At 58.1% G+C, this 11,668-nt stretch carries 11 protein-coding genes; all 11 read right to left on the bottom strand.

Features of this window, described 5'->3' with window-relative positions; genetic code table 11:
- Window positions 1-30: 30 nt before the first annotated feature.
- Window positions 31-783: an SDR family NAD(P)-dependent oxidoreductase gene (locus tag AAAC48_RS13805; RefSeq protein ID WP_340654724.1), complete on the bottom strand. Its 753-nt coding sequence runs from the start codon at window positions 781-783 to the stop codon at window positions 31-33.
- Between the two features lie 12 nt (window positions 784-795).
- A complete protein-coding gene (purF, locus tag AAAC48_RS13800) occupies window positions 796-2,289 on the bottom strand; it encodes an amidophosphoribosyltransferase (RefSeq protein ID WP_340654723.1) in 1,494 nt (497 codons plus the stop codon).
- Window positions 2,290-2,422: 133 nt separating this feature from the next.
- A complete protein-coding gene (locus AAAC48_RS13795; RefSeq protein ID WP_340654722.1) occupies window positions 2,423-3,019 on the bottom strand; it encodes a CvpA family protein in 597 nt (198 codons plus the stop codon).
- A gap of 16 nt (window positions 3,020-3,035) precedes the next feature.
- Window positions 3,036-4,436: a DNA repair protein RadA gene (radA, locus tag AAAC48_RS13790; RefSeq protein WP_340654721.1), complete on the bottom strand. Its 1,401-nt coding sequence runs from the start codon at window positions 4,434-4,436 to the stop codon at window positions 3,036-3,038.
- The gene (gene alr, locus AAAC48_RS13785; protein WP_340654720.1) at window positions 4,436-5,605 is read right to left on the bottom strand and encodes an alanine racemase; all 1,170 of its coding nucleotides are present in this window, start codon (window positions 5,603-5,605) and stop codon (window positions 4,436-4,438) included. The genes radA and alr overlap by 1 nt, the downstream gene beginning before the upstream one ends.
- 4 nt (window positions 5,606-5,609) lie before the next feature.
- Entirely contained in the window at window positions 5,610-7,103 is a 1,494-nt protein-coding gene (locus AAAC48_RS13780; RefSeq protein WP_340654719.1) for a replicative DNA helicase, read from the bottom strand.
- Window positions 7,104-7,488: 385 nt separating this feature from the next.
- Window positions 7,489-8,769: a cyclopropane-fatty-acyl-phospholipid synthase family protein gene (locus AAAC48_RS13775; protein ID WP_340654718.1), complete on the bottom strand. Its 1,281-nt coding sequence runs from the start codon at window positions 8,767-8,769 to the stop codon at window positions 7,489-7,491.
- A 190-nt stretch (window positions 8,770-8,959) separates the two neighbouring features.
- Entirely contained in the window at window positions 8,960-9,529 is a 570-nt protein-coding gene (rplI, locus tag AAAC48_RS13770; RefSeq protein ID WP_340654717.1) for a 50S ribosomal protein L9, read from the bottom strand.
- A gap of 26 nt (window positions 9,530-9,555) precedes the next feature.
- Window positions 9,556-10,527 carry a DUF2232 domain-containing protein gene (locus AAAC48_RS13765; RefSeq protein WP_340654716.1) on the bottom strand — a complete coding sequence of 324 codons (972 nt, stop codon included), beginning with the start codon at window positions 10,525-10,527 and terminating at the stop codon, window positions 9,556-9,558.
- 144 nt (window positions 10,528-10,671) lie between these two features.
- The gene (rpsR, locus tag AAAC48_RS13760) at window positions 10,672-10,920 is read right to left on the bottom strand and encodes a 30S ribosomal protein S18 (RefSeq protein WP_027229803.1); all 249 of its coding nucleotides are present in this window, start codon (window positions 10,918-10,920) and stop codon (window positions 10,672-10,674) included.
- A complete protein-coding gene (gene rpsF, locus AAAC48_RS13755; RefSeq protein ID WP_113483656.1) occupies window positions 10,920-11,348 on the bottom strand; it encodes a 30S ribosomal protein S6 in 429 nt (142 codons plus the stop codon). Before rpsF ends, rpsR begins: the two co-directional genes overlap by 1 nt.
- Window positions 11,349-11,668 lie beyond the last annotated feature (320 nt).

Here is an 11,668-nt window from a genome sequence, read left to right as displayed (position 1 = left end):
GACAGGGGACCGGGTGGTCCGCCTCGCGGGCTAGCTCGGCTCGTTGTAGCTCAGCAGTTTGCCAGCCCGGACATCATAGAGCTTGCCCGTCACTTCGAGTGCAGGATCGCACAGTAGCGCAATCTTGGCGGCTACCTCGGCCGGCGTCGGCAACGTATCGGGATCTTCGCCGGGCATCGCCTGCGCCCGCATTGCGGTGCGGGTTGCGCCGGGATTGACGGAATTCACGCGCAGCCGGGTCTGGTGCGATTCTTCCGCCCAGGTCCTCGCCATGACCTCTACCGCGGCCTTGGATGCAGCATAGGGTCCCCAATAGGGACGGGCGGTATGGGCAACACCGGACGAGACCAAGATGGCCCGGCCGGCGTCCGAGAGCTTCAGCAGCGGATCGGTGGTCCGGATCAGGCGCCAGACACTTGAGACGTTGATCGCCATCAGCTTGTCGAACACCTTCGCCTCGACATGGCCAATCGGCGAAATCGTGCCGAGAATGCCGGCATTGGCGACCATGATGTCGAGCTTGCCCCAACGTTCGTGGATCGAGCCACCAAGCCGATCGATGGCCGGCATGTCCGTTAGATCCAAGGGGACCAGCGTGGCTGTTCCACCTGCCGCCTTGATCTCATCGTCGAGTTCCTCGAGGCCGCCCACCGTACGGGCAACGGCTATCACATGGGCGCCGCGGCTGGCGAGCTCTTTGGAAAGGCAATAGCCAATGCCGCGGGATGCGCCGGTGACAAGCGCAAGCTTGCCGTCCAGCCGAAAACTGCCGTCAGAAATCATCGTGAAAAAAACTCAACCGTTGTTTGCGAGAAGCGAAAGCTTGTGGACGTTGCTGGGACCGTCTTTGTCGAGGAGCCGCGTCGGATAATCGCCAGTGAAATAGTGATCGGTGAACAATGGCGCGCGTGGATCACGTGGAGCACCGCTAACAGCCTTGTACAGTCCGTCGATTGACAGGAATGCCAGCGAATCCGCGCCGATATAGTCGCACATGGCGGCAAGGTCCGCATATTGGTTGGCAAGCAGCTTGTCTGCATCGGGCGTGTCGATGCCGTAGAAGTCAGGATGGTAGATCATCGGGCTGGCAACGCGGATATGCACCTCGCTTGCACCTGCATCGCGGATCATTTGCACGATCTTGACCGACGTCGTGCCGCGAACAATGGAATCATCGACCAGCACGACGCGTTTGCCTTCGATGACGGCACGATTAGCCGAGTGCTTCAGCTTTACGCCAAACGCTCTGATCGACTGGGTCGGCTCAATGAACGTACGGCCGACATAATGGTTGCGGATGATGCCGAGCTCAAAGGGGATACCGCTTGCCTGCGCAAATCCGATCGCTGCTGGCGTGCCACCATCGGGGACCGGCACGACGACATCGGCCTCCAGCGGTGCTTCCTTGGCAAGGTTGATGCCCATGTTCTTGCGTGCCGTATAGACGTTCCGACCGCCGACGACTGAATCCGGACGGGCGAAATAGACATACTCGAACAGGCAAAGGCGTTCCTGTTTCGGATTTTGCGGCTTGAATGTGTCGATGCTGATCGAGCCATCCGGCTGGATTTCACAGACCACCACTTCGCCATTCTCGATGTCGCGTACGAACTTCGCGCCAATGATGTCGAGTGCACAGGTCTCTGAAGCAAAGATTGGCTTGCCATCGAGGTCACCCATGACCAGAGGGCGGATGCCGATCGGATCACGTGCTGCAATCAGCTTGGTACGGGTGAGGGCAAGCATCGCATAGCCGCCTTCCATTTGGCGGATCGCGTCGATGAAGCGGTCGCTGGAAGAGGCGTGGCGCGAACGCGCAATGAGATGCAGCACGACTTCGGTATCGGAATTGGACTGGCAGATAGCGCCATCGGCGATGAGCTGGCGACGCAGGGTCAAGCCATTGGTGAAATTGCCATTATGGGCAATGGCGATACCGCCGATTTCCAGCTCGGCAAGCAGAGGCTGAACGTTGCGCAGAGCTGCATCGCCTGTCGTGGAGTAGCGCACATGGCCAATAGCCCTGTCGCCGGGCAGCTGCGCGAGGGTGGCCGGGTTGGTGTAGTGGTCGCCAACGAGGCCCATACGGCGTTCAGAACAGAACTGGCGTCCATCATAGGAGACGATACCGGCGGCTTCCTGCCCGCGATGCTGCAGGGCATGCAATCCGAGCGCAGTCAGGGTTGCTGCGTCGGGATGCCCCAAAATGCCAAACACACCGCACTCTTCGTGCAGTGTGTCGTCATCGAGGGACATCAATTGATTATCGTCACGAGAAATGTCGGTCATTGCCGCCAGCCTTTCGCCGCAGAGTCAATTGTGCCTAGTTTGTATTATGTCACACTATATGGAGCATTACCAAACAAACGCCAAGAGCCGATATATGCCAATATTGACGCAGTTATGTCCTTCTGCTCTGCGATTACTGGTTTGTCGTACCTTCCGGCGGAATGTCTTCCTTCGGTTCCGGCGCTGTTCCATCCGGTGCTGAGTCAGGTGCGGCCGTCGTGCCGGGCTTCAAACGCTTCAAGATCGTTGACTCCGGATCCTCCGGAAGCAGGCCAATCAGCTTTGCGCCAAGCTGGTCGATCATCGGCTTGGATTTGGCCTGGCCGACCCATGCCGGCTGGTTCTCGGGGACGAGCCAGTTGAAGAACAGCATGGCCACAACCACCAGCAGGACCCCGCGTGCGGCGCCAAAAACGAAACCAAGCGTGCGATCGAGTGCGCCGATTCGGCTGTCGATGATGAAATCGGCAATTTTCATGGTGATGATTGAGACGACAATCAGCGTGACGATGAAGACCAAGCCTGCTGCCGCGATCTGAGCAATGGTATCATTGCTGATATAGGGGGTCAGGAAGGGCACGACAGGCTTATAAAGGAGGTACGCCGCGGCAGCCGCCGCTGCCCAGGATACAACCGATAGCACCTCGCGCGAGAAGCCGCGCACCATGGCCAGGACCGCCGAAACAAGGGTGATGCCCAATAGAATTCCGTCAAGTAACGTAATCGGCATTTATTTTCATCCCCAATCAGTCTTCGCGTTGTCTCTTGCCTGGTCCCGACGCCGCGATCCGGGCCACAAGGTCCGGCAGCGAAGCCGTCTCGGTCAGACGAGCATTGCCGTTCTTCGACACGTCGTTACTTCCCTTGGGAAGAACAGCCTGCTTGAACCCAAGCTTATCTGCTTCTTTCAGTCTCTGCACCGCGTGCGCCACCGGGCGAACCGCGCCAGATAAACTGACTTCGCCGAAATAGACGCAATCTGCAGGAAGGGCAATACCGGCAATGGAGGAAACCAATGCAGATGCAACCGCAAGGTCTGCTGCAGGCTCAGTAATCCGATATCCGCCCGCCACATTAAGGTAAACATCGTGCTGACCGAAGCGCACGCCGCAATGCGCTTCAAGCACGGCCAGAATCATTGACAGTCGGTTACCGTCCCAGCCCACAACGGCGCGGCGCGGCGTGCCGAGCGTGGAGGGCGCGACCAAGGCCTGGATCTCCACGAGAATCGGGCGGGTTCCTTCCATACCGGCGAAAACCGCCGCTCCCGGCGACTTTTCGTTGCGTTCGCCGAGAAAAAGCTCGGAAGGATTGGCAACTTCACGCAAACCCCGGTCCGACATTTCAAACACCCCGATCTCGTCAGTCGGCCCGAAACGGTTCTTCACCGTACGAAGAATGCGGTAATGGTGACCACCTTCCCCTTCGAAATAAAGCACAGCGTCGACCATGTGTTCGACCACGCGCGGCCCTGCAATCTGGCCCTCCTTGGTCACATGGCCAACGAGAACGACCGCTGCACCGGTCTGCTTCGCATAGCGGATCATCGCCTGCGCGCCGGCCCGGACCTGCGTGACCGTTCCAGGTGCCGAATCGGCTGCGTCGGTCCAAAGCGTCTGGATCGAATCGATGATGATCAAATCCGGCCGTTTCGAACCGGAGATTGTCGCCAGAATGTCTTCGACATTGGTTTCCGCTGCGAGCAGCACATCCGTGTCTGCCGCGTGCAATCGTTGCGCCCGCAGTCGGATCTGCGCGACGGCTTCTTCACCAGAAACATATACGACTCGATTGCCTTTGCGTGACAACGCGGCAGCTGCCTGGGTGAGCAGCGTGGACTTGCCAATGCCGGGATCACCGCCGACGAGTATGGCCGACCCGCGTACGAAGCCGCCACCCGTGACGCGGTCAAGTTCGCCGATTCCGGCCTGGATGCGCGGTGCATCCTCGATTTCACCGGAGAGGGTGGTGAGAGCAACCGCGCGCCCCTTGCGTCCCGACAGCTTTCCCGGTCCGCTGCCGATACCACCCGACGTGCCTTCCTCGACAAGCGTATTCCACTCACCGCACTCATCGCACTTTCCCGCCCAGCGCGTGTGCACCGCACCGCAATTTTGGCAGATAAATTGAATCCTTGGCTTGGCCATCACTCGCCTTTTTTCGTATTGAGGTAGCGGCGGTGATAACGATTTCCAAGACTTGTCAGCAATTCATAACCTATTGTGCCTGCTGCACGGGCGGCATCATCAAGCGCGATGTTCGGCCCGAAGAACTCGATATAGTCGCCGGGCTTCACTGCATTTTCGGCAAGATCGGTTATATCAAATGACGTGAGGTCCATAGTGACACGGCCAATGACCGGCACCTTTTTGCCCGCGACAAAGCCTTCGCCACCACCCGGAACTGCATTACGCAGCGGCACGCCGCTACCGGACGCAGAGCGCAGATAGCCGTCCGCATAGCCAACCGAACAAATGGCGATGCGCGTATCGCGTTTGAGCGTCGCCGTTGCGCCGTAGCCGACGGTCTCGCCCTTCAATCCCGTGCGGATTTGCACGATGCGCGCTTCGAGTGTCACCACGGGGCGCATGGGATTGGTAGAGTCTGAGAGCGGTTCGCCGCCATACATTGCAACGCCGGGGCGGCTGAGATCGAAATTGCCGCTTGCGGCGTGAAAAATGCCGGGCGAATTGGCGATGCTTGATTCAATTCCTGCAAAAGCAGCGCGAAGCTTTTGAAATGACTCGAATTGTCGTTGGTTCAGCGCATGGGCTGGATCGTCGCCGGTCGCAAGATGCGTGATCAAAAGCACTGGCTTTTCGGCCTGTTCATCCGCAGCAAAGGCAAGCGCTTCATCGACGCCGAGACCAAGGCGGTTCATGCCGGTGTCGACGTGCAGCGCATAGGGCAGCTTGTCTGTGCGGCCCTTGTTTAGCGTCTCCCAAAGGCTGAGCTCATGCAGCGAGCCCAGCACCGGGATCAGGTCAGATTGTTCGTAGACCGGAAATGCCTCTGCAAAGAAGCCATTGAGAATGAACACCCGCGCATCGGGTGCGAAGGCCTTTACACGCAGACCCTCCTCAGCCAGCGCCACGAAGAACGTGCGGCATCCCGCCTGCCATAGCACCGGGATGACGTGCACGATTCCCAGGCCATAGGCATCGGCCTTAACCACCGCACCCGTCTGTGCTGGCTTCGACTTCTCTGCGAGAAGCCGAAAGTTCGCGACGAGCGCGTCAAGGTCGATTGTGAGGCGCCCGCCTGCGAGCCGTGGATCGGCACCGGCGGTTGTGATCTGAGGTTTCCTGGCAATCAAATGATCACTCGAACCGTTCTGGCAGATGCGAGTCTTCGGCAAGGTCGGTAAAGCGGGTATATTCCGCCTGGAATGCCAGTCTCACCGTGCCTGTCGGGCCGTGACGCTGCTTGGCGACAATGACTTCGGCCTTGCCCATGGCTTCGTTGAGATCCGCCTGCCATTTGAAGTGCTCTTCGGTACCAGCCTTCGGTTCCTTGTTCTTGATGTAGTACTCATCACGATAAACGAAAAGCACCACGTCGGCATCCTGCTCGATCGAACCCGATTCACGCAAGTCGGAGAGCTGCGGGTGCTTGTCCTCGCGGCTCTCAACCTGACGGGAGAGCTGGGAAAGGGCGATGATCGGCGTATTCAGCTCCTTGCCGAGCGCTTTGAGGCCGGTGGTGATTTCCGTGATTTCCTGCACGCGGTTTTCCGACGCGCGCTTGGACGACCCTTGCATCAGCTGAATATAGTCGATGACCAGCACATCGAGCCCGCGCTGGCGCTTCAGACGGCGTGCTCGCGCCGCAAGCTGGGCGATCGAAATACCACCCGTTTGGTCGATGTAGAGCGGCACCTTCTGCATGTGCTGCGAACAGGCTACCAGCTTCTCGAAATCGGCTTCGCTGATCTCGCCACGGCGGATTTTCGAGGAGCTGATTTCCGATTGCTCGGAGATGATACGTGTCGCCAGCTGTTCAGACGACATTTCGAGCGAGAAGAAACCAACAACGCCGCCATTCTTCGCCTTGAATGTTCCATCCGCCAGCTGTTCCGGTTCATAGGCGGCAGCAATGTTGAAGGCGATGTTCGTGGCAAGCGAGGTCTTGCCCATGCCCGGACGTCCGGCGAGGACGATCAAGTCCGAAGGCTGCAAGCCGCCCATGCGGGCATCGAGGGCGCGGATGCCGGTAGAAATGCCGGAGAGATGGCCGTCGCGCATGAAGGCGGCATTGGCCATGTCGACCGCGGTCTTGACCGCATCGGTAAAGGTCTGGAAGCCGCCATCATAGCGGCCGGTTTCCGCAAGCTCGAAGAGACGCCGTTCCGCATCCTCGATCTGGCCCTGCGGCGCGACATCGACCGGCGCATCATAGGCGATGTTGACCATATCCTCGCCGATCGTGATAAGCGCACGACGTGTGGCGAGATCATAGATGGCGCGGCCGTAATCTTCGGCGTTGATGACAGTGACGGCTTCTGCGGCAAGACGGGCAAGATATTGCATCACCGTCATCTCACCGACTTTTTCCTCGGCGGGCAGGAAAGTCTTGAGTGTTACCGGATTCGCCATCTTGCCCATGCGAATCATGTCGGACGAGACTTCGAAAATCTTCCGGTGCAGCGGCTCGTAGAAATGGGTCGGCTTCAGGAAGTCGGAAACACGGTAGAAAGCGTCATTATTGACGAGGATCGCACCGAGCAAGGCCTGTTCCGCCTCGATATTGTTCGGGGCTTCGCGGTAAAATGCGTCCCGCGCCTCGTTGATCTTGCGTACCGTTGCTTCAGCCATCTTGTATTTTCCCGTTCCCAATCACTATGGCCATGGCGTTTGTGTCGACGCAACGCAGGGGCGGAATATACATTTCCATCCACATAAGAAGTACAAAACAGGGTGTTTACAGCTTGACTCGTTGGAGCTGATTCGGGCTCGAATCGACCAGTGCTGAATGTACAGCCTCAACGATGGTTTCTGCAAATTATGGGAGGTGTAGTGGCGAAGGTTGATTGCTCGTGCGGATGGTACCATCGCCTTGCCCTCCCCCTTGTGGGGAGGGACGGATCGCAGATCCGGGGAGGGGTTTTTTAAGAAAAACACTCGCAAACCGGGTGAGTTGCAGACGACCCTCCCTGCTGCTTTGCAGGCTCCCTCCCCACAAGGGGGAGGGAGCCGAGTTCTACCGCCCGGCGACTGATTCTTTCGTATTGACCTGGCTGTTGGCTGAACTGCGTTCGCATTCGAGCCGCTTGAGCCGCCTTTCTTCCTTCTCGATATAATTCCGCGTCAGTGGCACAGCCTCCTGCCGATGCGCCAATTGTATCTGGAACACCACCAGGTTCTGCCAGCGGAACGCCGCTTCGGAAGCTGCGAGATAGAATTCCCACATCCGGCAGAAGCGCTCATCATAGATCGCCTTGGCCATTTCGCGATTGGCCATGAAGCGGTCCCGCCAGATCCGTAGCGTTTCGGCATAGTGCAGGCGCAGGATCTCGATATCGGTGATCACCAGGCCCGCCTTTTCGATATGCGGGATGACCTCGGACAGCGCAGGGATATAACCGCCGGGGAAGATGTATTTCTGGATGAAGGCGTTGGTATAGGACGGCCCATCCGAGCGGCCGATCGAATGCAAAAGGAAAACTCCATCCTTCTTGAGCAAGCGCGCAGTATGCTGGAAATATTCGGGGAAATGCCCGATACCGACATGCTCGAACATGCCGACGGAGACAATCCGGTCGAAACTCTCCTCGATCGTCCGGTAATCGCGCAGGTCAAATCGCGCCTGGGCTGTCAGGCCCTCTTCGAATGCGCGCTTGTTAGCGATGCCATGCTGCTCCTGAGAAAGTGTCACGCCGGTGACATCGGCTTCGAGGTGCTTGGCGAGATAAAGCCCGAGGCCACCCCAGCCGCAGCCGATATCGAGGGTCTTGTGACCCTTCTCAACCAGCAGCTTGGCCGCGATGTGGCGCTTTTTCGCCATTTGTGCCTCTTCCAGCGTGGCATCCGGCCGCTCGAAATAGGCGCATGAATATTGCATGTCCGTATCGAGGAACAGCCGGTAGATATCTTCCGAAAGATCATAGTGCCTCTGCACATTGCTGGATGCCCGCGTCAGGGTGTTCATCTGGTGCAGGCGGCGGGTGGCGCGGCGAATACCTTCGATCGCCAGCATCCAGGGTTCTCTGGCGACGGTAGCGCCGGTGTTCTCGAAGATGATCTTCAAGACGTCATAAATATCGCCGTCAAGGACGTCGATTTCGCCGTTCATATAGGCTTCGGCGAAATGCAGTGACGGATCGAAGGCAATTTTCCGCTCCGCAGCCGCGCTGTTGATGCGGAAGTGTATAGGCACGCCGGTTCCATCACCGAAGGTTCGGGATTTGCCGGAAGAGTCGGTTATTACCAATGTACCAGTGTGTATCAGTCGTGAAAGTGCAGCCTTTAGAATGGCATTCATGAACAATCTCCATCATTGACGACAGAGCTCGGCCATAGAGCGACTCGGGAGGAGTCCAGGTCGGGCATGGGTAGGACAAATAAATCTAATCGATTTTTTGTTCCTGAAAAGCAAAAAAACACCCGGCATCGCTACCGGGTGTTTCAAAATATTGATGGGATCATTCTTTTGAATGATCAATCGAGTAAAATCAGGCGTTTTCTTCGCCTTCTTCGTCCTCATCAAAGAATTCGTCCGAAAGCGGTGCTTCTTCAATGCCATAGATCGCCTGGGCCGAGGTGAGATCTTCACCCTTTACCTGACGCTCGGCTTCATCGGCTGTACGGGCGATATTGATAGTAACCGTTGCTTCAACTTCCGGGTGCAGCGCCAGAACGATGCTGTGCAGGCCGATTGTCTTGATTGGCGTGTTCAGTTCAACCTGGTTGCGGTTGAGCGAGAAACCTTCGGCCGTGATCAGGTCGGCGATATCGCGCGTCGAAACTGAACCGTAAAGCTGGCCGGTTTCGCCGGCCGAGCGAACGGCGACGAATGTCTTGCCGTCGAGCTTTTCGGCGATCGCCTGGGCTTCGGTCTTGCGCTCGAGGTTACGGGCTTCGAGCTGGGCGCGCTGGCCTTCGAACTTCTTCTTGTTGGCTTCGTTGGCGCGAAGAGCCTTGCCCTGCGGCAGAAGGAAGTTACGGGCAAAGCCGTCCTTTACCTTGACTGTTTCGCCCATCTGGCCGAGGCGGCTGACACGTTCGAGAAGAATGACTTCCATTGAGTTTTCCTTTCAAGTTCTGATGTTCAATTGTCGTTACTGGGTGGTGTTGTATTTGCAGCCTTCGAGACCGGTGCGTTGCGCGATGTGTCGAACAGACCGGCCAGAAGGAAGAGGAAGAGCACGAAGGCAAAAAGCATGACCGCAAGGTAGGCGAACCACAGGGCGACCGGGCGCCACGGCGCACCGCGTGTCCTTGCGTGCAGCATGGCAAAACCCGCCATCATGAAACCCGCGCCAAGTGCGCCAGCGATCGCCGTCGCTGCATAGCCAACACCGCCCGGCAGAAAGCAGGCGGCGCAGGCAACGGCAAAAATGACGAGCGCAGGGCGCGGCATGCGCAGCGCACGTGGCCAGTCATCCTTGGGGCGGCGCAGTTTGCCCGACGCAGCTGTAAGTCGCAGCGCCAGATAGAGATTGGCGACGATTACCATCATCCATACGGCAGGCTGCAGAGCGGGTAGCACGCGCACGACAAACTCCGCCATGCTTTGCGCTACGTCGGCGTTCGAAGCCAGTTCCGGATTGCTGGCAGCAAGCTGCTGGCCCAGCGACTTTGCAAGTTCGCCAGCAAGATCCTCGCCGAACCCGATCATGACACCGATGACAATAAAGCTGGCACCGACGATCAGGGCGAGCCGCAACAGCGTATCAGCGAGCGGATACCAGACATAGACGTCCTTTGGCCCGCCGATTTCATCGGCCGGACGCGCAAGCCCGGTGAAATAGGCCGCAGCCGCGGCGGGAAGGGCAGTGATCAGTACGACGATGAGAGCGGCGGTCGGTGCGGCAAGCACGGAAACGGCAATGGCCATAGACAACGCGGCAATAAAACCAGCGGCTGTTCCCCAGCCGAGCGCAGCGACAAAGATCGGCAGCGGCGAGAACAGCAGCAATGCCATGGCGAGGGTCGATTGCGTGATAACGCCAACCGAGAGCAGCGCTGCCGCAAGGCCCGCCAACACTCCAACGCCAATATCTTTTGCAGTCGGTTTCATTTCGCTCGCTGTCCTGCTTGCCGAAGCAGTTAGAGGCGGTTTTTCAACCAGTTCCTCAACTTGGGTTTTCTAGTTCACCAGACCCGCGCCCGTCGCGGATGGAGAGGTGAAGGCGGCAGGCATACCCGCCGCCCTCGATAGTTCTTACTTTACAACGTATGGCAGCAGGCCGAGGAAACGCGCACGCTTGATCGCCTGGGCGAGTTCGCGCTGCTTCTTCTGGCTGACAGCCGTGATACGGGAAGGAACGATTTTGCCACGCTCGGAAATGTAGCGCGACAGGAGCTTGATGTCCTTGTAGTCAATCTTCGGCGCATTGGCACCCGAGAACGGGCAGGTCTTGCGGCGGCGATGGAACGGACGGCGGGTCGGGATCTGATTGATATCAACCATTATTCTGCTCCTTCACCGGCTTCGTTGTCACGCGGACGGCGTGGACGGCGCGGACGGTCATCATCGCGGCCACCGAACTTGTTGTCGTCGCGGTCGCGGCGATCGTCACGGCGCGCGAGCATGGCCGACTGGCCTTCCTCGTGTTCGTCAACGCGGATGGTCATGAAGCGCAGGACGTCTTCGTTGATGCGCTGCTGGCGCTCGAGCTCGGCAACAGCTGCTGCAGGAGCAGTGATGTTGAGCAGGGAGTAATACGCCTTGCGGTTCTTGTTGATACGATAGGTGAGGGCACGAAGTCCCCAGCTTTCAATACGCCCGACTGTGCCGCCATTGGTCTCGATGATACCCTTGTACTGTTCTACAAGCGCATCGACCTGCTGCTGCGAAATGTCCTGTCGGGCAAGGAACACATGTTCATAAAGAGCCATTGTCTTTGCCTTTCTTCGTTAATATTGCCCGGGCCAACGGTAAACCTCTGCGAATCTCTCTGCCGGAAGACCGGGGAAGAAAGGACGCTGATGGAGACGATCGAGAGCGGAGACACGGGAGGCTGAAGCTTTACGCTACGACGGATTTTCATCCGGCCCTCCGTTCAGCCCCCAGCTGACGCCGAGCAATGAACGGGCGGCTTATACGGGCAAACGTTCAAAGAAGCAACCCGGCTCGAGATTAAATGATTTGAAACAGGTTTTCATAGGTTTGGCATATCCATCGTTGCGTGGTTCGACAAGCTCACCATGAGGGAGGT

This window comes from Phyllobacterium sp. (assembly GCF_037994405.1).
Classification (GTDB): Bacteria; Pseudomonadota; Alphaproteobacteria; order Rhizobiales; family Rhizobiaceae; genus Phyllobacterium.
The sequence above is the reverse complement of the archived record's forward strand: the minus strand, read 5'-3'. Positions and strand labels throughout refer to the sequence as shown.

Coding starts and splice junctions, on each gene's coding strand:
- AAAC48_RS13805 (WP_340654724.1), bottom strand. CDS start 783: ATGATTTCTGACGGCAGTTTTCGGCTGGACGGCAAGCTTGCGCTTGTC.
- AAAC48_RS13795 (WP_340654722.1), bottom strand. CDS start 3,019: ATGCCGATTACGTTACTTGACGGAATTCTATTGGGCATCACCCTTGTT.
- AAAC48_RS13765 (WP_340654716.1), bottom strand. CDS start 10,527: ATGAAACCGACTGCAAAAGATATTGGCGTTGGAGTGTTGGCGGGCCTT.
- purF (WP_340654723.1), bottom strand. CDS start 2,289: ATGACCGACATTTCTCGTGACGATAATCAATTGATGTCCCTCGATGAC.
- rpsR (WP_027229803.1), bottom strand. CDS start 10,920: ATGGTTGATATCAATCAGATCCCGACCCGCCGTCCGTTCCATCGCCGC.
- AAAC48_RS13775 (WP_340654718.1), bottom strand. CDS start 8,769: ATGAATGCCATTCTAAAGGCTGCACTTTCACGACTGATACACACTGGT.
- rpsF (WP_113483656.1), bottom strand. CDS start 11,348: ATGGCTCTTTATGAACATGTGTTCCTTGCCCGACAGGACATTTCGCAG.
- AAAC48_RS13780 (WP_340654719.1), bottom strand. CDS start 7,103: ATGGCTGAAGCAACGGTACGCAAGATCAACGAGGCGCGGGACGCATTT.
- rplI (WP_340654717.1), bottom strand. CDS start 9,529: ATGGAAGTCATTCTTCTCGAACGTGTCAGCCGCCTCGGCCAGATGGGC.
- radA (WP_340654721.1), bottom strand. CDS start 4,436: ATGGCCAAGCCAAGGATTCAATTTATCTGCCAAAATTGCGGTGCGGTG.